This is a genomic window from Streptococcus sp. 1001283B150225_161107_H12, from assembly GCF_015552665.1.
In the GTDB taxonomy this organism is placed as follows: domain Bacteria; phylum Bacillota; class Bacilli; order Lactobacillales; family Streptococcaceae; genus Streptococcus.
Window position 1 is genome coordinate 1 of record NZ_JADNFC010000010.1, and the last position, 19,545, is coordinate 19,545.

Sequence of the window (19,545 nt, forward strand, 5' to 3'; positions counted from 1 at the left end):
ATTTGTATTGTGAAACTAGTTTCAGAAATATATAGTCTTAAAGTATGTCCACTGCCAATGGTTTTTTCAATATTTAAGAGGAGATTTATAATGGTTCATTTCTATAAATTTATAAACGAGTTATATATTTTGTTTAACCAATTATTAACTATTTTTATCAATAATCACTTCATTAATTTGTACTTTTTAATTTTCCCAATTTGTAAAATTAAACCAGAAAAAAAGCATCTCGTATTAGACGAAATGCTTTCAATAAGTATAAATAAGTTTTAACGTTTACTAAATTGTGACGCTTTACGGGCTTTTTTCAAGCCTGGTTTGGAAAGTATGAATTTCAGTTGGACTAAAAACAGCGTAATATCAAGACTTTTCTCCGCTTTTATAAAAGCGTTTTTCCAATCAAATTCAACTAATTTTATCTAAATGGTGTGGATTTTACCCCCAAAATTACAGAGAATGGAGCTGATAAACACTAAACGTTCACACCATTAGTTAAATGATTTTTTTCATCATTTTTCTTAGATGATAGAACTTCTAATTTATTTCTTATTCAAGCAAAAACAACCTGCTATAAGTAAGAAAGAGGAAGATACAAGAAAAACACGGCGTAAAAACCGATTCAGTTCATTGTCCTCAATCCTTGTCTGCTTCAATTTCTTTTACGAGATCGTTTTGTGAATCTTTTTCAGAGAGTTTTTGATCAATATACTTGTCAATGTTTTCATAAAATTCCTTGGTCGCTTCACTATCTAATGTTGGCGAGTTCTGAACTTGATTCACTTTCAATTGAACAGATTGAATACCGTAAGAGGCTTGTTTTTGGTGGAGTGTTTCTAATTCTTCTTCTGAAATCGGATCTCCAACAACCGTCAAGACCAATTCATTGTTACTTGACTTGTAGACTTGATTAATAACCGTATAATTGGCGAACTCTTTTCCTACAAACTGTTTGATCCCTTCTTTGCGCGCTTGTTCTATTGTCAGAGTAACTGCCGAATAGCTAGCTGGAAGAATCAACAATACAATCAAAGAAATCAAGCCAATTCTCATTTTAATGCTCAGCTCTTTAAATGAAGTTAAAGGAGATTTTCTCATCAAAATTCTTGTTCCAACAATGTTGGCTAGCATGATAAAGACACAGTTGATCAAGAAAAGATAGAGAGCCCCCAATAAAAATCGTACATTCCCATTAGCTAAACCATAGCCAGCAGTACAGATAGGCGGCATCAAAGCTGTAGCAATGGCTACTCCTGGCACGATATTGTTTGCTTCTTTTTTCCTTGAACCGATCACACCAGCAATCCCACCAGCAATAGCAATGAGAACATCCCAAATGGTTGGAGAGGTTCGTGCGATCAACTCGCTACTTGCATAAGACAAGGGAGAAATCCAGAAATACAGAGTCGAGACAAGCAAACTGACCAACACTTGAGTCAATAAAACCTCTAGAGATTGCTTGATTAAACGCGTATCAAAAATAGCTAAACCGAATCCCAGTCCAACAATCGGTGTCATGAGAGGTGAAATTAACATGGCTCCAATAATAACAGCTGTTGAATTCATATTTAGACCGATAGAGGCAATAAAAATTGCACACATCAAAATCGCTGTATCTCTCAATCGAACATGAAGGTCATCGTATAATTTCTCACGGTATTCCCGTGTTGAATAATTGGCAGTCATTTGTCCTCTCCTCTTTCCTTATTTAAATCGGTATAATAATTAATAATAACAGCTGATAAACAGCCAAAAAATATGAGCCCATAAATCGTCAAGAAGACACTGGTAATCCTTCCAATCAAGGTCACAGCTAGGAGATCCCCGTAGCCGACAGTCGTCGAAGTCACAAAAGCATACCAAAGACCGTCTCCGTAATTTGTGATAGCAGGTTCAACTAGGAAAAGCACGCCTCCTGACCCAAAAACAAAGGTCACAAAACTCAGAGCAAACCGAGTAAAACCCGTAACCTGTATAATATGCCATAACATTTTTAAACGTCTCATTTGTTCTCCTTATTCATACTAGCTCCTGACCGAGCCGTTTTTTCCAATAATCAAAGTGAAGATAGGACATGATCTCCATCAGAGAAAGATAGACAAACTGATAGATCTGATTTAAGCTGATTATCAACTGATATTGTTTGAAAAATGACTGGAAGAAAGACCAGATATGACTGTCTTGAATCAGTCCCTTCTTAACATCAGACAGGATATTAGCTAAAGCTCCCAAGGACTGAAACGGTAAATCCTTGACATTTATATAGATCCGGTCCACCACATCATTCAGACTGGTATCTTGGATGGCATGAAATTCTCCAAAGAGAACTCCTGCCGCTCCAAGAGTAGAAACAAATTCCACCAAATAATTTCTGAGGAAATTTTCTCAACCTTTTCCCATAATGTGTTTAGTGCCATCCATAACGATCCCAACCAGAAAAAGGAAAGAAAACAAGCAAAGAAATTTTGCCGTAAATCCCAAAAAGCTTCAAGACTTGGTGTTGTTGGTTTTTCTAACTCTAAAATCAAGATGGTCATAATAATTGCTAGAACAGCATCTGTCAATACAATTAATCTGTCTTTCTTCATCGGATTGCATCCCCTTTCTTTTTTGTAACATTCTATCTTATCGCATAATATTGGATATTCTTTCATAATCCGACTACAAACAAAAATAAACCAAAAAGTCTGTCCCTATTATGCTATATTTAACTCTAGAAGTATTCATCCATCTAATTAATAAATATATCATATTTCACAATAAATGAATACTATCAAAGATTCATCCCCTTTCACTTCATCATTTAGTGTTGCTTAGATTTATCAAAAACAACCAAATTTGTATTAATTTCAAGTATCACCTAGTTACAAAAATTTGGGGTGAACAGAAAAAGCATCCCGTATTTTTGATACGAAATGCTTTCAATAAGTTTAAATAAGTTTTAACGTTTACTAAATTGTGATGCTTTACGAGCTTTTTTCAAGCCTGGTTTGGAAAGTATGGGTTTCAATTGGACTAAAAACAGCGTAATATCAAGGCTTTTCAGAATGATATCTACTGATTAATTTCATAAAACATACATTAGTATAACCTAATGAGGGAAATTGTTTACAAACGAGTTGAAACGATAGTGTTAAGAATCATATGCCTCTATTCAAATTATATATCATCCACAAGTGAAGGCCAAACATATATAAAAATATAACCCAAGAACTATCAAAGAGATCTCACATTACTTCAATAGAATAAAAAAGTAGCAAAATCCACCTTAATTGAAAAGGACTTTTGCTACTTTTTTGATATAATTTTTTGAAAAATAATTTCAAAGATAATATTTAAACAACACTACGCTTCTTGTTCTTCTTTCACCAATTTTTGATCATAAACTCGGATGAATGGGAAATAAACTAAGAACGCTGCAACTGCACAAAGTAGTGCAACCAAAACTGCTCGAACATCCGCCGTTCCTAAGAAAGCACCTATCCCCACTGGAGTTGGCCAAGGAACTTGAGCGATTACCGGATTAATTAATTGCAGAGCGTTAGCAAAATAGTAAATACTTGCAGTAACCATTGGCGCTAAGATAAACGGAATGGCCAAGGCTGGATTATAGATAATTGGTAAACCAAAAATCAAAGGTTCATTAATATTGAACAATGCCGGCACGATTGAAGCACGTCCAATCGCTTTAAGTTGTTCTGACTTAGCTGCAAATGCAATATACAGACATAGGCCAAGAGTAGCACCTGATCCACCAGCAATGACAAACATATTAGAAAACTCTCCAGCTACTGCAAAGTTCCCTCCAGCAGCATTTTCTGCCATGTTAGCAAGTGCGATTGGATTTACAAAAGCAAAGATAATATTTGCACCGTGAATACCTACAATCCAAAGAAGTTGAGTTAATAGATAAATAATCATTAGCCCAATCCATGAGTTAGTTAGATTCGCAACAAAACCAAATGGAATAGCAATAACTTTAAAAATATCTGTCCCCATAGCTACAAGTAAGCCATTGATGAAAATAACAACAAATGCAACTACAAAGCCTGGAATTAGAGCAGTAAACCCACGAGAAACGCCTTCTGGAACAGCTTCAGGCATTTTAATGACCCAATTCCGTTTAACACACATGCGATAAATGAGAACTGTGACAATAGCCATGATGATCGCCGTGAAAATACCTGTAGTACCAAAACGAGTAACACCATTTCCCATTGCCCAACCATCAGCAACTACAGCTCCTTCTTTGAGACTTGTCACAGCCTTCATCATACCTCCATCAAAAATGATTTGTGGAACTGTCATGATAAATGCCATTAATGCAAGAAGAGCACCATTAAGAGGATTCATATTTAACTCTTCTTCTTCTGCATAGATTTTAGTCAACTCATATGCTAATGAAAGTACAAAGTAAAGTGATAATGAGCCCATAGTTGCAAAGTTTGCAACCATATATAGTGACGTAAATTTATCAAATGAAGCAGAGAAAATATCTGCTACAATTGGCCAGAATGAGAAAGCTTGTGGCAAAATACTAAAGACCAAAAACATTGACCCTACAATAGTAAAAGGTACAGCTGCCATACCGGCTGCGGTAATAGCACGTACAACTTTAAACTGAGCAAGTTTACCCATTGGTCCCATGACGTGATTTTCAAGGAAACCAAACAATCCATTTTGCTGATCCATAAACAGACCTCCTTAATTAAACATAATAATTATTTACCTTTTCAAAAAAGAATAATTCAAAGCATATCGATTCTAACCAAAAGGTTATAAGTTTAGTGAGCTCTTTTCCAACTGAATAAATCGTTGATAAGCCTTATCTTTTTGTTGGTATATATCTTGAATTCTTCTAATGTCTAATAAGCTGATAACCAGCCCCAATAAAAGAACTATAAAGACAAAAACACGTGCTACTTGATTATTTTCGAAAATTGGAAAAAGATATGTGAACCAACTTGTCCAAGTTAGAACAAGTAATCCCGTTGAAATAACTGCTTGTAAACGAACAAACATTTGTGTTATTCCCAATTGCACACTCCGTTTCCCATATAATCGAAACTGCTCAACAGTAGCTAAGATAGAAAATACGACGAGTATAATAGGGAAAATCATGACAAGAGAAGGTCTAATAAATTGGATTAAAAGCCAATAAATATTGCCAAAAAAGAAGAGTGCGATTGAATAACGTAAAAGAAGAAATCGATTGAAAAAAGTATTTTTCAAAGCAGTCTCCCGACGTTGTCGTTCAATTTCTTGTCGTTCTTTTTTATCCATTTTTACCTCCTTGTGTAAATATACCTATTTAGCCAACTTTCCTATAAAGAACTAACATTTCCTTTGCTACTTCTAACAAAGTCATCGTTGTCATTAAATGGTCTTGAGCATGTACCATGATAATTTCAATTTTAATTTCTACGCCACTTGCATATTCTTGTAGTAGTTTGGTTTGTGCATGATGAGCTTCAAGAATTATTTCATTTGATTTATTTAATTGATTCTCTGCTTCATCGAAACTACCTTCCCTCATCTTAGCAAATGCTTCATGTATTTCTGATCTTGCATTTCCCGAATGAAGAATAATTTCAAATGCCGCGACCTGTAGTTCTTCTTGATTCATACGAACCTCCTATGTTATATTCTCAAATATATTAATAAAATCTTCAAAATTATTGCAAGCTATTAATTGATTTTGCAAGTCATCCTTCTCTGTTAGCGAAACAATCCTTTTAGTCACATCCGTCAATCCTTCATTACCATATATTGATGGCGATAAGAGAAAAACGAGTTGAACATTTGAGTTTTGATCGTCCCAAAGCAAGGGATCTTTACAAATAGCAACCGCTATCTTTACATCTGTTCCTAAAGCCTGGATCGGATGTGGAACTGCAATCTTTTCAGAGAAAACTACCGAACTTAACTCCTCACGTTGTTGAATACCGTGTAGTAAAGATTCTTTAAAATTATACGATTCACCTTCAGATAAACCATCAGCCATATTTGAAAGTAAACTATTCTTATCTTGATTGAAGCATATTAGAAAATTATCTTTACTAAAATACTGTTTAAAATCTGAAGCGCTCCTGTTAATCTGCGAGCTTTTCGTATGACTCGATACCTGCATCTGATCCATCGCCTCTCGAATTTGAGCAATTTCATCATTTTTAAGGAAGACGCTAACCGTAAAAACCGGCACCTGAAAATAAAGATTTGATAAATCTACAGCGGATACAATAAAGTCAATGCCTTGGATTTTTTCTTGATTCAACTCGTAATATCCTATTACGTCAACAACTTCAAGTCGATTACCAAATTCTGTTTCCAAACGATTTCTAAGCATTTGAGCAGCGCCGAATCCCGATGCACAGATAGCAAGAACAGAGAATTTATCATTTTCTTTCCGACGCTCTATAGCAGCTAAAAAGTGAAGACTCACATATGCTATTTCATCATCTGATATAGACACCTGAGAGAATGTTTCCATATTCTCAAGGATTTCTTTAGTCATAAAGAATATATCACTATAATTCTTTTTAACCTCATCTACCAAAGGATTATTGAGAGTAATTCGACTATCCAAACGAATTTGTAAAGTCATTAGATGTGTTATCAATCCCTCAAAAAGTTGAAAATCCGAAGAGAAATGATATATGTCATCTAAGCCTAAAGCCTGAAAAGTCTGGACTAAAGACCTTTTCATTTCCTCTTTAGAAATTTTCGTTTGAGTTTCTTGAGATAGTTGGCTTTTAGCCAATAAATGCAAAGTAATATAATCTACTTCTTGAACTGGAAATTCTTGATTTGAAACCTCACTTATCCTTGCGAGTATTTTCTTAGCAACTTTTCTTTCCGTGTCATTATTAGACATCTGGCAAGATAAATTTTTTATCTCAAATCCAGATTTGATGCGCACCATTGCTAGTGCTATATGAACAACCAAATTTTGTAAAACAAAATCTGATAACTTGAGTTTTGCATCTTGACACTCTTCTAAAACAATTCTAGCTATTTCTTCTAATGATAGTGTTTGATCAAAAAAGTTAGATTGAACATGATAGTGTAATGTTTTAAAAAATTGATTACCCAAAAAATAGTCCATAATGAAGCATCGTTTATCTCTTTCTTCCCCTGAAACATATACTCCCTTATTAGCTCTACTCTCAATCGATAAATCATACTCAGATAACATTCTTCGTATTTTTTTAAAATCATGAGATAAAGTTGAGCGACTAACATAAAGTTCATCAGCTAAATCATCAAAAAGAACCGGGACTTGTTCAAAGAGCAATTTGTTTAATATAAAAGCTAAACGATCATCACCTTTTGAAATGGAGGTTGTTGAATAAACTTCACTCAGTTCATAAGTTAACCGAAATTCTTGATATGCCTCTTGATTCTCAAAAAATAATTGGAATCCTTGTCCTTGCTTTGAAATCAGCTTAACACCCTGAATATTCATTGTCTGATCAATTAACTTGAGGGTATTACGAACAGTTCTATCTGAACAGGATATGTGCTCTGCAAGTTCCTTACTTGTAACAAAACGCTCCTTATGCTTTAGCAAGAATTGAAGGATGCTTTTCTCTTTAGAGTTTGACACAATCATGCCCTCCTAAAACTCATGTTTTACCTTCTCTTATAGGATATATCCACACCTAAATGATATACAATAAGCATAAGTTTCAAATACGAAATCAAATTTAAATTCTTATTAATTGTCTCGCATTAATGTGGAGATATTAAATCTATTTTAAAACTAGATATTTTCAAGAATTAAATTAGCCATTTTTTCAATTCCCATTGGAATTGGAATATATGCTTGAGGAGGTATTTGTACTACCGGTTTCCCTACTTTGTGACCTGCTTCTTCAAATTGCTTAAAATACATTTTAGTTTGAGGGCTAACTAGATATAAATCAAAGCCTCCCGTTGCAATAGCTTTTCCTCCCTCGGTAGCACTAACAGCATCTACCTCAATATCTTGACCTTTACCTTTAAGAAATTCCGTTGTTTTCTTCGCCATAAGTGATGAAGACATTCCTGCCGCACAAATAATTAAAGCTTTTGCCATAACATTTCTCCTTATTTCAATTCCAATCATCTATATATTTGATTGAGTAGTTTGTTATCTATAATTCTATTATAAATAAAAACGCTTACAATAACCATTCTTGTTTTTTCCTAATCGATACGGAAAAAAACTATTTATACTTCACTTTATATAGCAAAATAGTACCAGATAGCAAAAACGAAATACTATTAGCCAAAATTAAAGGTAAGTCACCAATATGAAGCCCATGAGCAAGCCATAAAGCAATGCCAATAACCTGCATAATATACATGCCTAAGGCAATTGATTCGGTATCTTTTGTTTTTACTACACGTACAACTTGCGGCAAAAAAGCAAATGTTGTTAAAATTGCTGCAATACTACCAATCATATTTATTCTCCTATGTTTATTAAAGAAGCTGGGCTCATTCCCAGCTTCTTCGTTTTATTCTACCGTTGCACCGTTAGATGCAATAACTTCTTTATACCAATTAAATGATTTTTTCGGTGAGCGTTCATAACTTCCCTGTCCATCATCATCTTTATCCACATAGATAAATCCGTAACGTTTCCTCATCTCACCGGTACCAGCTGAAACCAAGTCAATACAGCCCCAAGGTGTATAGCCCATTAAATCAACGCCATCTTCAACTACAGCTTTTTTCATTTCACGAATATGGGCACCTAGGTAATCAATTCGATAATCATCATGAACCATGCCATCTACTTCAACTTGGTCTATGGCACCAAAACCATTTTCAACAATGAAGAGTGGTAAATGATAGTGATCAGTAAACCAGTTTAATGCATAACGTAATCCCTCTGGGTCAATTTGCCACTCCCACTCAGATGCCTGAACATAATTATTTTTAACCAAATCTTCTGTTTCAAGATAATCGAAATAAGGGTTATTCTCACGATGAGAATCGATAGCAAAAGACATATAGTAGCTAAATCCAATATAGTCTACTGTTCCTTCAAGTAAATCCTCTTTATCTTGATCTGTAAAATCAACTGAAATTCCTTTACGTTGCCAATACTTGAGAATGTGTTCAGGATATTTACCAAAAACGTGTACATCAGCAAAGTAATAACGTTTTTGCATAGCCTTCATAGCCATTAAAACATCTTTAGGATTACAAGTTGCAGGATAAATAGGACACATCGCAATCATACAACCAATTTGAAAATCTGGATTGATTTCATGACCGATTTTTACTGCTTTAGCAGAAGCTACTAATTCATAGTGTGCTGCTTGATACATGATAGCTTCTCGATTATCACCCTCCTCATATACAATGCCTGAGTTAGTAAATGGTGCAAAATCTTCCTGGTAATTGGCTTGATTGTTGATTTCATTAAAAGTCATCCAATATTTAACTTTATCCTTATAACGCTTGAATACAACTTCCGCAAAACGAACAAAGAAATCAATCAATTTCCGATTTTTCCACCCACCATATTCCGTAACCAAATGATAAGGCATCTCAAAATGAGATAAAGTAATTACAGGCTCAATTCCATGCTTCAAGCACTCATCAAAAAGATCATCATAAAATTGCAAACCTTCTTCATTAGGCTCTAACTCATCACCTTTTGGGAAAATACGTGTCCAGGCAATCGAAGTTCGGAAACATTTAAATCCCATTTCAGCAAAAAGTGCTATATCTCCTTTATAACGATGATAAAAATCTATTGCTTCATGGTTTGGATAATATTTGCCTTCCAAAACACCTGGGGTAATTTCACGAGCAACTCCATGGCGACCAGCTGTCATCACATCAGCAACACTGATCCCCTTACCACCTTCTTGCCATCCACCTTCAAGTTGATGAGCTGCTACAGCCCCACCCCACAAAAATCCATCTTTAAAAGTAGTCATCATTTTTCCTCCTGAATTTGATAGTTTTATTATATACCTTAAAGTTAAAAATGAAAATTTACTCTTTTTCCTTATTATTACGGAAAGAAACAACTTTTATTTCTTTTAGAATTCGAGAATCATCTTGTTGGAAAAATTGAGGGAAACAGAAAAAGCATTCCGTATATTTGATACGAAATGCTTTCAATAAGTGTAAATAAGTTTTAACGTTTACTAAATTGTGATGCTTTACGGGCCTTTTTCAAGCCTGGTTTGGAAAGTATGAGTTTCAGTTGGACTAAAAACAACGTATTATCAAGGCTTTTCAGAACGATATCTACTGATTAATTTCATAAAATATGAATCAATAGATTCTAAAAAGGGTAATAGTTTGGTTCTGTAAAAATTAAATAGTACCTTAATAAACTTTATTATATCAGTTTTCTTTAACATTAAGCAAGATTACGACAACACGTTGATTATATTTTTAAAAAGTTTTATGACTGATTTCGTTAGGAATATTAGTCTTTGAAATAGCGCTTCACATCTGACCTACATGCTTCCAACAACGTTATTTCATCCGTTAATTCGAGTAACTGCAAGCCTTCATCAACTAGCTTTTTATCACTTAAACAAATTCCAAGTGTCACTTTAGTATTTCCTAGAAAATCATATCGCTTACTTTTTTTTGCCGTATCTAACAATAGATAACTGATACTCGTACATTTCTCCATCAAACCATTCCATAGAAAAATACTGGCTAAATTTGAGAGTAATTTATACTTGGTAGGAAGAATCTCTGTATAATCAGAGTAATCATTGAGCCTATCTATCACTTCATCACAGATAGAAATCACTGTTTCTAGTGGAAGTGTAAATAAAATAACGACAATTAATTTGAGGTCACTATGATACCAAACATCCTGATTTTTAATTTCGTTCCAAGCTTCCATTGCCATTATTCTTACCTTTTCATTTGGACCAGATTCTCGTAAACAAAGAATGACCTCTACTCTCTTTAGTATATTTGACACAGGAATATCATTAGGATATTTTTTTAAATAAGCTACACTCTTATTCTTCAGTTCCAATAATTTATCATTTGATTGGTAGGCATTGTTATCTTCTGCCAATAAGATAATTTCTTCTCTATCGGAATGGTGGTAAGAATGACATATATATCGAAATTCTTCGAAATCTAGGCCAACTTGCTTTAGAAGATGCTCCATCAACTCAAAACTAGGCACTACTTGGTTCGATTCAATACGCGACAAGTGCGCTCTTGAAGTGTAATCCTGGCAAACTTCCTCTTGACTAATATGTTTTGATTTCCGTATTTTTTTATAGATCGTACCGTAATCCCAACGCATAACAACTTCACCTCTAATTATGTGTATATATGTGACATTTTTACATTTCGATATATGTTTAGTATATCATATATAGAAGAAGGAGGTGCAGATATGCAAAAGAAAATCACTATTTATTTTTTGTATTAATGCTTTCACAATCCAAATAACTGGGGTGCATTTTCAAATTATTACCATGATTACAAATATCACTGGTCAAGCGTAACTCGTGCAAGAGATAGTAAATCATCATATGCTTACGCTCCTTCTCATCAGACCTCAAGAGCTTTTATAAATAGAAATTTTGGTGAAACAGTATATTTTAATTACGGATTTAAAAAAATTCATAGCTCATAGAAAAGATTATATTACTATTCATGAAAATTTTAGAAAGTGAGTAAAGTATGAAGCGCTTCTTTGTTATCCTTTCAAATATCTTTATAACAAGTTTTCTACTTTGGATTTGTTTTTCAACCTCATATGTGGTTATTCACAATAGTTTTCCAGCTATTGGTATTCTTTCCCAGAACAAAGAGGTATCAAAAGATCAGGTAAAATACAGTTTAGATCAATTAGCAAATGAAACAGACAGTGTGATTGGTCAACAAATTGAAAAAATAGATGATAAAGGTGAGGTTCATTTTTCCTATGCAATATATGGATCTGGCCATATCCCAAATGGCCTTGTTAAAGCTAGTGAAGAAGATTTTTACAATAGTGGCTTATTGACCAATTATTATATTTTATCTGGAAATCTCACTCTAGATAGATTAAATCATGAACTTCAATCATTGGGTTTCACACAAACATTTGTTTCATATCCAAATATTTTTCTTAGCTTATTTACGTATATGGGAAATGGTAGTCAATTACTCGTTTTGGTCATTTTTCTACTAACTTTTATAGCCTTAATGATTATTCAAAAAACCAAGGAAATGCGAACAGTTGGGATTCGATATATTTCTGGATTGCACCTAACTCAGATTTTTGGAAACTCAATGATTAGTGATTGTGGAGATTTACTTTTAGGGGTAATTACAGGGATTTTTCTTGGAATCTGTGGTGTAAGTCTATTCCATATCACACCATTTTCTATTCCAGTTATTTTTTCAGCTAACATAACTTATAATTTGTTACTTTTGTTCCTTTCTATACTCTTTAGCTTTCTTTATGTTTTAAGTATTAAAACGGTACATTTGGTTTCTTTACTCAAAGGAAAGTTACCTTTGAAACAGATTATGGGTATTCTTTACTTGGGGCAATTGGTCGCTTTTCTTTTAATAGTACTTACCATTCATAGAACAAGTATCTATTCAACTATTTGGCAATTGCATCAGTCTGGAGATACAGCATGGTCAAATCAAAAAGATTGGGTATTGCTTTCAACAAATAGGGAGTTTGGGGCAGAGACTAGAAATCAGGATAGTAGAAAAATGTTGGAAGAACAATGGAAAAACTTCATAGAAACTGGCATTCAAAATGGAGGAATGCTTGTTCAGCATCCACTTGCATCATTCGATCTAAAAGGTCTGTCTTCACATCCCTTAATGGGAAAAATGTCGATAAATGACTACAATCCGTATGCTAATAGCTTATATGTGACTCCTAATTATCTAGATGTTCAGAATGTAGAATTAAATGAAGAAGATAAGAAGAGCATTAATAGCCTTGGAGAAGGAGAATTTGGACTACTATTGCCTGAAAAATTAAAAGATCAAGAAGATAAATTGCGTCAAATTTATGAAGATTTCCTAGCGATTCGAAACGATAAGGGAAATAAAATTCAACAGGCTATGAAAGCTCGTGTTTTCTATATTTCAAACAATAAGAAGCGTTTCGTATATAATTCTACACCAATCTCATATCAACAATTTCTAAGTGATCCTATACTTATTGTCCTTAAACCAAGCTCTTTTGGAAAAAATCGAAATGATTTCTTCACTTATCCATCTGATTATCTGTATTTTAAAGGTTTGGATGCCACTAAAAAACTAGTTGAACAAGGTGGAATAAAGAAATATATCAGTCAGTATGATCTTGCCTATTATGTTTATCGTGGTATGAGTCACAACATTCAAGTTGAAATATTGACAATCATTGCTGGTGGTTTTCTAGGTATTGCTACCTCAATTCTACTCTTTAATACAATGACAATCCTCTACTTTGAAGAATTTCGTAAAACTATTCTTATTAAGAAAATATCAGGATTAAATTTTTTTGAGTTACACCAGAAATTTTTTATCTGGCAAATAGTTATCTTCATTTTGGGAGGGGCTATTGGTCTTTTGCTAACAAATAAACTTTGGGTAGTCTTTCTAACCTCTTGCGTCTTTGGTTTGAATTCTATTTTAATACTAATGCATCGTTCTCGTAAGGAAGATAGGATGGCTAGTATTATATTGAAAGGAGCATAGAAATGATTAAGATCCATCAACTAACAAAAACCTTTGGGGACCGGACGGTATTTAGTGATTTGAACTTAAATTTTGATGCAGGTAAAGTCTATGCTCTTATCGGAAATAGTGGTTGTGGCAAAACAACCTTACTAAATATGGTAGCCAAGCTAGAACCTTATGATCAAGGAAGTATTCAATATAAAGGGAAAGATTTACGAAAGATTAAACCAACAAACTATTTCAGAAATGAACTAGGTTATCTCTTCCAGAATTTTGGACTAATCGATAATAAAACTGTTTCAGAAAATTTAGATTTGGGATTAATTGGTCATAAATTAGACAAACAAAAAAAGAGAGAGACTAAAGAAGAAGTATTAGATAGAGTAGGACTATCTTATATTCAACTAGATCAAAAAGTATATGAGCTTTCTGGAGGAGAAGCACAACGTGTAGCCTTAGCAAAGATCATTTTAAAAGATCCTCCTTTAATTTTGGCAGATGAATTAACTGCCGCTCTTGATCCTGAGACCTCACAGGAGATTATGGACTTACTCCTAACATTAAAAAACAAGGACCGTCTGATCATTATTGCAACACATAATCCAACCATTTGGAAACAAGCTGATCAAGTGGTAAGCCTAAAAAATAGTCAATGAATAATAGGGTAATAGCACAGATTTTCATTACGTTACATATTCATTTCCTGACAAAACATCCCGAAAGTTAAGTGCACCCAAATAGTTAGATTAATAATTTATCCAAAGGATTTAGTTCTGTATTGCACAGGACTGAGTCCTTTTCTACTATTTGTTAAGTATATCAAGGTATTTGATGAAAAATAGTTTGAGTTCCATTTGTCAAACGAAGGAAATTGTCTTTTTTGAGCTAAAGTTTAGTGTAAAAAGTGTTAAAAATAAGACAGTAACCTCAGAATAGCTACTGTCTTATCACTTTTTTTACTTAAAGCCTTGATAAGACCTGACAAATGCTAGAAAAGAGTATTTTCTACAACAACATAGGCTCTGTAATTCCTATGGTGGTTTTACCCACTACAGAAATTATAGAGCTATTTAAAAGAGGCTCAGTTTTGAGCCTCTTTTTTCTTTCTTTGATATGCTAACGATTTGTTTTTAGGTTTATGTCAGCAATTTTATTCATTTCTTAGTTCAATGACTTGATCGTATCGACTTTCATTATCAATATGATGAGCGATTTCTAACACCATCATCGGTAGTGAGAAAATCAAGTCTCGAACCATCTGGCTATTTTCTACGTCAAGAGCTGCAGTTACCTCATCTGCTAATAAAATATCCTTTTTACGAAGTAGGAAGCGGGCTAGTTCAATCCGGACACGTTGTCCGCCTGAAATATTTTCTCCGTTATTAGTGATTACAAAATCAAGCCCATCAGTTAGTTCATGGTCGAGTTTGACCTGTCTTAAAACAGTCTCTAATTCTTGATCTGAAAACTCTTGTCCCAAACTGAGATTGTAGCGAATAGTATCATTAAAGAGGAAAGGATGCTGGCTGATAATGCCTACCTGACGAACAAAGTGACTTGTTTTAACTCCATCCCTTGTACGACAAGTAATCGTTCCGGCATCCGGCTTTTCTTCTCCTGTGATCATTCTAAAGAGGGTTGATTTCCCACAGCCACTTGGCCCTTTGATGAGGACTTTTTCGCCTTGTCGAATGGCTAGATTAAGATTGCGAATAATCTCTCTACCATTATAAGATTTACTTAAATGAGAAATTTCTAGTTCTTCTACTTGAGAGATCGAATGATTGTCCGTTTCACTGTCATCTGCTCGATTTAAAATTCCGAAAATCTTTTCTGCCGTTGTTTTGGCTCCTTGTACTTCAACCACATCATACATGATATTTTGTATAGGACCTACCAGTTGACCAGCGGCAATATACATTGCAACCAGGCTAGCCACTGAAACATGATGACCATGCATGGCAAGGAAGAACCCCAATACCAAGGGGAGTACTTGGCTAAGAAAGACCATGAAACCATTACAAAAGAAAACAATATTATGGGTAAAAGCAAACTTTTGAATGGCTCGTTGATAACGAAGATTGATATTCCAGACGCGCTGAGAATTTTCAGGCAAGGCTTGATTCATCCGCAAGGTTTGAGCCCCTCGAATACTATCAGAGATCTGGTTATGAACAGCTGTTCTTCCCTGAGACATTTCATCCCCTGAATTCTTTAGCTTATTATTCATCAAGAATTGTGGAATGGGACGTAAGATCGTGAAGAAAACAAAGATAGAACCCAATAAAACATTTTGGGCAATGATATAGATTGCCGTAATCAGTGCCCCAAATCCCCAACATGAAATAGACATATAGCGTTCAAAAAAGTTATCTCCTAGAAATTCCATATCCTGTGTCAGCATGGTAATCTTTTCATCTTCACTATATTCCTTGTCTTCCATTAACTTCTGAAACAATGCAGTTCGGATATTCATGTGAATTTCACGTCTAAAGACATTATTTGCATGATTACAAAATAACATTAGACTATACAAAGCGAAATAGACAGAAAAACCAAAGAGAGCAAATTTCCAAATAGAGGAATAGGTAAGGTTATTTTGATCTATCGATAATGCTTTGGCAACAACCAAAGGTTGACCTAATGCGAGACCCCCATTTGCCAGTGCTCCAATAATGGTTAGGTATTTTGTTTTTTTATCAAGATATTTAAAGATATTAATCATAAATCTCTCCTAGAAAATAGAACTCTATGATTGAGAAATAAGAAATATCAGATGTAATCATTTAATTTTATTACATATTATTCTTTGTGATATATTTTACATGCTCATTATACATCTAAAAATAAGTCTGGTCAATGAATATTCAAAAAATTAGAAATGATTAAATCTTTAATAACTAATATTTTAAGTTAAGCCTTTGCAAATGCTCTACTTGTCTGTCTGATGAAAATTTACTTTAGTCAATCTTTACAGAAGTTAAGTAGGGGTTCAATACGAATCAATACATAAGAAAAACGCTGATTTCAAGCGTTTTTTCTTTTTGCCAAATGCGATATATTGCACTGTATTTCAATCCAAACTCTACCTTTTTCTCTACCTTTTTTCTTAAGACCTGGGTTGGAAAGTATGGGTTTCAGTTGGACTAAAAACAGCGTAATAACAAGCCTTTTCAGAACTATATCTACTGATTAATTTCATAAAATATGAATCAATTTTTTTAAAACAGGGGAATAGTTTGGTTCATTAAATTTTAAACAATACACCTGCAAAGATTATTGTATCTGATTTTTCCCGTTTTAGAAAAATAGGTAGAGAAAAAAATAACATCTAGATTTTCCAAAAAATCTTGATCAAACTCGAAACTCAGGTTTTTGTCCGAAATAAGGAATTTTGACAGTTATAGATGAACTTAAGAATTTTATGACTGGTATATAGAGAAATTACAGATGTGCTCTATTATCTACACCTAAAGTTTAGCAAAAAATCATGCCTTCGAACCTTATATATTTGAAAATCAGTATTTATTTCTGCAATATTTATTAGTGGTTTATTGAGCAAAATCTTACATAAAATTACAAATATAAAAATAATCAGAATACATAATTAAAAATCTATTTAACTACACTATTACAGCAAAAAAATTACTAAGCATGTGAATTAGTACAGAGTATTCTATCCTTTTAGTTCGATAATAAATGTAAGACATTATACAGCCTAACAAACTATACAGTAAAATCGATCTAATAAAAATTCCAATACTAGGTTCGTTCATGCAATGCATAAATCCAAACAATATATTTGATATGATGAAACCTTTCCTGCTCATATTATAGCAATAATTCATTATTGCACCACGAAAAGTTAATTCCTCTAAAACTGGTCCTACGAAAATTGCATAAAAATTGAATAACTCTACGCCCATAATATCTTTTAAAATTTGTAATAACGCATCATTTTGGGTATCTCCAAAAATGCTTAAATACAAATGAACTATGAGTCTTAACAAAACAGCGAATGCTAAACAATAAAGTACTTTGTTCCACTCTAGTTTCTGAATACGATTAAAGACATTATGTTTTATGCCCATTTTATAAGAGAAATATAATGTAAAAAACAAAGAAAGTACAAATAGCAACCTAGCATAGACTAATGAAATATCTTTCAAAATAAAACAACAAAATGGTAAATTTGAGATCAAAAATAACTGCCCAGTCACTTTATATTTTTCTTTCATTTTTAACTACCTCCAATAAACCATTATTAATACTTCAATCATTGCTTATTTCACTTAATCATTTTTCTGAAACTTAAAGCGGAAATGCTGATATTCTTTGCATATACTGATTCTGACATTTTACCTTTCCTAAAAATTCTCTTATCTTAAGAAATAAAAACAGATTTCTTACAGTATTAACCTCTCCAGCAATCGAGTAAGCGCTTTTACATTTTTATTGTGACTAATTTTTTTTATTTTTTCAAATAATTATATGTAATTCCCAATTTGTAAAATTAAGCCAGAAAAAAAGCATCTCGTATTAGACGAAATGCTTTCAATAACTGTAAATAAGTTTTAACGTTTACTAAATTGTGATGCTTTACGAGCTTTTTTCAAGCCTGGTTTGGAAAGTATGGATTTCAGTTGGACTAAAAACAGCGTAATATCAAGGATTTTCTGAACAATATCTACTGATTAATTTCATAAAATATGAATCAATAGATTATAAATAGGGGAATAGTTTAGGTCTGTGAGCATTAAAATAATACACCTAACTTTGATCACCATTTTTTAGTTATTCACTCTTTTTTCGGATAGTGTTTTTAAAGTTATGATGTAAAATGCCGCAATTAAAACACTATACATCATAATCGGAGGATAGACAATTAAGGATAGAATCAATCCCACTCCTTTAATTATTAGGTCAGGTATCAATAACTTTCTATATTGTGCGGTAGCTTCAAGTAATTCTTTCTGATCTATATTGGGTTTATCAATTACTTTATGTAAAAACCAGTTTGCTACCGTTGAAACAATAACGATCAGTCCATAAAAGAGCTGTGCCGTATGATTCATGAAATGACTACTAACTATTCCAGTAGCGTAGGGCATAAATGAAACAAAAAATAAAAGAAACAAATTCCACCAAACAATTTGTTGAGAAATTTTCTCAACCTTTTCCCATAATGTGTTTAGCGCCATCCATAACGATCCCAACCAGAAAAAAGAAAGAAAATAAGCAAAGAAATTTTGCCGTAAATCCCAAAAAGCTTGAAGACTTGGTGTCGTTGGTTTTTCTAATTCTAAGATTAGGATAGTCATTATAATTGCTAGAACCGCATCTGTCAATGCAATTAATCTATCTTTCTTCATCAGATTACATCGCCTTTCATTTTGTAGCATTCTATCTCATCGTATAATATTTATTAATCTTAAATATTGGATAGTCACTTCATATTTTGAGTACAAACAAGATACACTAAAAAGCATGTATCTGTCATATTCTATTTAACTTTAGAAATATTCATCCATCTAAAAAATAAATATATCATATTTCACAATAAATGACTACTATCAAAGATACATTTTCTTTCAGATTTCTCCCTTTTCAACTTGGCTAACTTGACCTGCATTACCTAGGTCGCTTTGCTTTAAATTATACTTTTTCTTAAACATTTGCTACGAGTAGTCTTTCTTGTGAGTAATTTTCATCAAAAAATTTCATAGATAAGTCCTATATATAATCATGATAAAGTAGTAAAAATAGTTGTTATCCTAGTTGATTAAAAAAGTCTTTGATTTCCTCATCTTTTATAAAATAATATATAATTTTCCCCTCTCTTCTAGTATCCAAGATGTTTTGATTGGCTAGTTTACGAAGATGGTG

The 19,545-nt window shown here is 33.2% G+C and carries 17 protein-coding genes and 2 pseudogenes; 3 read left to right on the forward strand and 16 right to left on the reverse strand.

Annotated elements, in window-relative coordinates:
• Positions 1 to 633 precede the first annotated feature (633 nt).
• From I2C87_RS09835 to I2C87_RS09890, 12 genes are all read right to left on the reverse strand, one after another.
• Positions 634 to 1,683 carry a DUF389 domain-containing protein gene (locus I2C87_RS09835; RefSeq protein ID WP_195324867.1) on the reverse strand — a complete coding sequence of 350 codons (1,050 nt, stop codon included), beginning with the start codon at positions 1,681 to 1,683 and terminating at the stop codon, positions 634 to 636.
• Positions 1,680 to 2,003: a potassium channel family protein gene (locus I2C87_RS09840; protein ID WP_001253404.1), complete on the reverse strand. Its 324-nt coding sequence runs from the start codon at positions 2,001 to 2,003 to the stop codon at positions 1,680 to 1,682. The genes I2C87_RS09835 and I2C87_RS09840 overlap by 4 nt, the downstream gene beginning before the upstream one ends.
• 13 nt (positions 2,004 to 2,016) lie before the next feature.
• On the reverse strand, positions 2,017 to 2,358 hold the full coding sequence (locus tag I2C87_RS09845; RefSeq protein WP_000397556.1) for a hypothetical protein: 342 nt from the start codon (positions 2,356 to 2,358) through the stop codon (positions 2,017 to 2,019).
• Entirely contained in the window at positions 2,283 to 2,585 is a 303-nt protein-coding gene (locus I2C87_RS09850; RefSeq protein WP_004240734.1) for a TMEM175 family protein, read from the reverse strand. The genes I2C87_RS09845 and I2C87_RS09850 overlap by 76 nt, the downstream gene beginning before the upstream one ends.
• Before the next feature lie 757 nt (positions 2,586 to 3,342).
• Complete coding sequence (gene celB, locus I2C87_RS09855) at positions 3,343 to 4,689, reverse strand: PTS cellobiose transporter subunit IIC (RefSeq protein WP_195324876.1); 1,347 nt, start codon at positions 4,687 to 4,689, stop codon at positions 3,343 to 3,345.
• 84 nt (positions 4,690 to 4,773) lie between these two features.
• On the reverse strand, positions 4,774 to 5,280 hold the full coding sequence (locus I2C87_RS09860; RefSeq protein WP_195324879.1) for a hypothetical protein: 507 nt from the start codon (positions 5,278 to 5,280) through the stop codon (positions 4,774 to 4,776).
• 28 nt (positions 5,281 to 5,308) lie between these two features.
• On the reverse strand, positions 5,309 to 5,623 hold the full coding sequence (locus tag I2C87_RS09865) for a PTS cellobiose transporter subunit IIA (protein ID WP_117744119.1): 315 nt from the start codon (positions 5,621 to 5,623) through the stop codon (positions 5,309 to 5,311).
• A 9-nt stretch (positions 5,624 to 5,632) separates the two neighbouring features.
• Positions 5,633 to 7,609 (reverse strand): BglG family transcription antiterminator, encoded by a 1,977-nt coding sequence (locus tag I2C87_RS09870; RefSeq protein ID WP_195324881.1) that lies wholly within the window; start codon positions 7,607 to 7,609, stop codon positions 5,633 to 5,635.
• Positions 7,610 to 7,759: 150 nt separating this feature from the next.
• Positions 7,760 to 8,074 (reverse strand): PTS cellobiose transporter subunit IIB, encoded by a 315-nt coding sequence (locus I2C87_RS09875; protein WP_195324883.1) that lies wholly within the window; start codon positions 8,072 to 8,074, stop codon positions 7,760 to 7,762.
• 130 nt (positions 8,075 to 8,204) lie between these two features.
• Positions 8,205 to 8,444, reverse strand: coding sequence for a SemiSWEET transporter (locus I2C87_RS09880; RefSeq protein WP_117744116.1), 240 nt, complete (start codon positions 8,442 to 8,444; stop codon positions 8,205 to 8,207).
• A gap of 54 nt (positions 8,445 to 8,498) precedes the next feature.
• Complete coding sequence (locus I2C87_RS09885) at positions 8,499 to 9,935, reverse strand: 6-phospho-beta-glucosidase (RefSeq protein ID WP_195324909.1); 1,437 nt, start codon at positions 9,933 to 9,935, stop codon at positions 8,499 to 8,501.
• A 500-nt stretch (positions 9,936 to 10,435) separates the two neighbouring features.
• Entirely contained in the window at positions 10,436 to 11,284 is an 849-nt protein-coding gene (locus I2C87_RS09890) for a helix-turn-helix domain-containing protein (protein WP_195324885.1), read from the reverse strand.
• 168 nt (positions 11,285 to 11,452) lie between these two features.
• Here I2C87_RS09890 and I2C87_RS10090 point away from each other — a divergent pair.
• From I2C87_RS10090 to I2C87_RS09905, 3 genes and pseudogenes are all read left to right on the forward strand, one after another.
• Positions 11,453 to 11,620, forward strand: a pseudogene (locus I2C87_RS10090) (lactococcin 972 family bacteriocin); the annotation flags it as partial.
• A gap of 47 nt (positions 11,621 to 11,667) precedes the next feature.
• Positions 11,668 to 13,677: a DUF1430 domain-containing protein gene (locus I2C87_RS09900; RefSeq protein ID WP_195324894.1), complete on the forward strand. Its 2,010-nt coding sequence runs from the start codon at positions 11,668 to 11,670 to the stop codon at positions 13,675 to 13,677.
• Positions 13,678 to 13,679: 2 nt separating this feature from the next.
• Positions 13,680 to 14,315 carry an ABC transporter ATP-binding protein gene (locus tag I2C87_RS09905; protein ID WP_195324896.1) on the forward strand — a complete coding sequence of 212 codons (636 nt, stop codon included), beginning with the start codon at positions 13,680 to 13,682 and terminating at the stop codon, positions 14,313 to 14,315.
• A gap of 494 nt (positions 14,316 to 14,809) precedes the next feature.
• Here the strand turns inward: I2C87_RS09905 and I2C87_RS09910 are convergent, their stop codons facing one another.
• The 4 genes and pseudogenes from I2C87_RS09910 to cadX form a co-directional block, all read right to left on the reverse strand.
• A complete protein-coding gene (locus tag I2C87_RS09910; RefSeq protein ID WP_195324904.1) occupies positions 14,810 to 16,384 on the reverse strand; it encodes an ATP-binding cassette domain-containing protein in 1,575 nt (524 codons plus the stop codon).
• 898 nt (positions 16,385 to 17,282) lie between these two features.
• Positions 17,283 to 17,897 carry a CPBP family intramembrane glutamic endopeptidase gene (locus I2C87_RS09915; protein WP_195324907.1) on the reverse strand — a complete coding sequence of 205 codons (615 nt, stop codon included), beginning with the start codon at positions 17,895 to 17,897 and terminating at the stop codon, positions 17,283 to 17,285.
• A gap of 552 nt (positions 17,898 to 18,449) precedes the next feature.
• Complete coding sequence (locus I2C87_RS09920) at positions 18,450 to 19,031, reverse strand: TMEM175 family protein (protein ID WP_049530867.1); 582 nt, start codon at positions 19,029 to 19,031, stop codon at positions 18,450 to 18,452.
• Between the two features lie 397 nt (positions 19,032 to 19,428).
• Positions 19,429 to 19,545, reverse strand: a pseudogene (gene cadX, locus I2C87_RS09925) (Cd(II)/Zn(II)-sensing metalloregulatory transcriptional regulator CadX); the annotation flags it as partial.

Excerpts from the sequence above, each read along its gene's own strand:
- I2C87_RS09835 (WP_195324867.1), bottom strand. The coding sequence starts at position 1,683 with ATGACTGCCAATTATTCAACACGGGAATACCGTGAGAAATTATACGAT.
- I2C87_RS09840 (WP_001253404.1), bottom strand. The coding sequence starts at position 2,003 with ATGAGACGTTTAAAAATGTTATGGCATATTATACAGGTTACGGGTTTT.
- I2C87_RS09850 (WP_004240734.1), bottom strand. The coding sequence starts at position 2,585 with ATGAAGAAAGACAGATTAATTGTATTGACAGATGCTGTTCTAGCAATT.
- celB (WP_195324876.1), bottom strand. The coding sequence starts at position 4,689 with ATGGATCAGCAAAATGGATTGTTTGGTTTCCTTGAAAATCACGTCATG.
- I2C87_RS09860 (WP_195324879.1), bottom strand. The coding sequence starts at position 5,280 with ATGGATAAAAAAGAACGACAAGAAATTGAACGACAACGTCGGGAGACT.
- I2C87_RS09865 (WP_117744119.1), bottom strand. The coding sequence starts at position 5,623 with ATGAATCAAGAAGAACTACAGGTCGCGGCATTTGAAATTATTCTTCAT.
- I2C87_RS09870 (WP_195324881.1), bottom strand. The coding sequence starts at position 7,609 with ATGATTGTGTCAAACTCTAAAGAGAAAAGCATCCTTCAATTCTTGCTA.
- I2C87_RS09875 (WP_195324883.1), bottom strand. The coding sequence starts at position 8,074 with ATGGCAAAAGCTTTAATTATTTGTGCGGCAGGAATGTCTTCATCACTT.
- I2C87_RS09880 (WP_117744116.1), bottom strand. The coding sequence starts at position 8,444 with ATGATTGGTAGTATTGCAGCAATTTTAACAACATTTGCTTTTTTGCCG.
- I2C87_RS09885 (WP_195324909.1), bottom strand. The coding sequence starts at position 9,935 with ATGACTACTTTTAAAGATGGATTTTTGTGGGGTGGGGCTGTAGCAGCT.
- I2C87_RS09890 (WP_195324885.1), bottom strand. The coding sequence starts at position 11,284 with ATGCGTTGGGATTACGGTACGATCTATAAAAAAATACGGAAATCAAAA.
- I2C87_RS09900 (WP_195324894.1), top strand. The coding sequence starts at position 11,668 with ATGAAGCGCTTCTTTGTTATCCTTTCAAATATCTTTATAACAAGTTTT.
- I2C87_RS09905 (WP_195324896.1), top strand. The coding sequence starts at position 13,680 with ATGATTAAGATCCATCAACTAACAAAAACCTTTGGGGACCGGACGGTA.
- I2C87_RS09910 (WP_195324904.1), bottom strand. The coding sequence starts at position 16,384 with ATGATTAATATCTTTAAATATCTTGATAAAAAAACAAAATACCTAACC.
- I2C87_RS09915 (WP_195324907.1), bottom strand. The coding sequence starts at position 17,897 with ATGAAAGAAAAATATAAAGTGACTGGGCAGTTATTTTTGATCTCAAAT.
- I2C87_RS09920 (WP_049530867.1), bottom strand. The coding sequence starts at position 19,031 with ATGAAGAAAGATAGATTAATTGCATTGACAGATGCGGTTCTAGCAATT.